Annotated in this window: 1 protein-coding gene; it reads left to right on the top strand. The window is 66.1% G+C overall.

Going from position 1 to position 757, the window contains the following annotated elements; genetic code table 11:
- Positions 1–537 (top strand): hypothetical protein (locus tag ACXJKJ_RS30475; protein ID WP_457395164.1); only part of this gene is annotated, 537 nt, incomplete at its 5' end.
- Positions 538–757: the final 220 nt, after the last annotated feature.

Here is a 757-nt window from a genome sequence, read left to right as displayed (position 1 = left end):
GTGCTGGTCTTTTTGCGTGGGCGCGAAAAAGTGCACACCCCTGCCGGGCGACACCCTTACCCTGTGCACCCTGACATCGGTCAGGCTGCCTTGCTGCAGATTCGCAATGGCGCAGCCCGCGCCACTCTGGTCCCGGTCCACTCCGGATCGCCACTGTCGGCCCCCGCCATGAAGACCCTGTCCCTGCTGAGCCTGCTCCTTGCCGCCTGCTCCGCCGTTGCGGCCAACGCCGCCGAGCCCGCCGCCGCTGCGAGCGCGTGCGTCACCCTGAGCGCCGATCAGCAGATCGTGCGTGCCAATGCCGATCGCGACGTGCTGCTGCGCAACGGCGACCAGCACTACATCGTGCGTTTCAACAACAGCTGCAACAGCGCCGCGCTGTCGCCCAAGCTGGAATTCGTCACCCCCGACCGGGCCGGCGAGCTGTGCAGCGGCGGCATCAGCAGCCTGCGCACCAAATCGCAGAAGTGCGGYATAAGCGATGTGGAGTCGATCACGGCCAAGGAGTTCGCCACGCGCGCACGGGCGCGACGCTGAGCACGTGATGGCTGGCAATGAAAAAGCCCCTTTCGGGGCTTTTTCAACGACTGCATCCACGTTACCCGGCGATCACTCCACCGTGGCAGGCAGACGCCGTTCCGGCTCGGCCTGGGCTTCCACGAACAACGCGTCGTCGCGGACATCGATGCTCACCCGGCCACCGTTGACCAGCTTGCCGAACAGCAACTCGTCGGCCAGCGGGCGCTTGACCTTGTCC

Source organism: Roseateles sp. P5_E1 (assembly GCF_054049335.1).
Note: the sequence above shows the minus strand (reverse complement) of the source record. Positions and strands in the feature narration are given on the sequence as shown.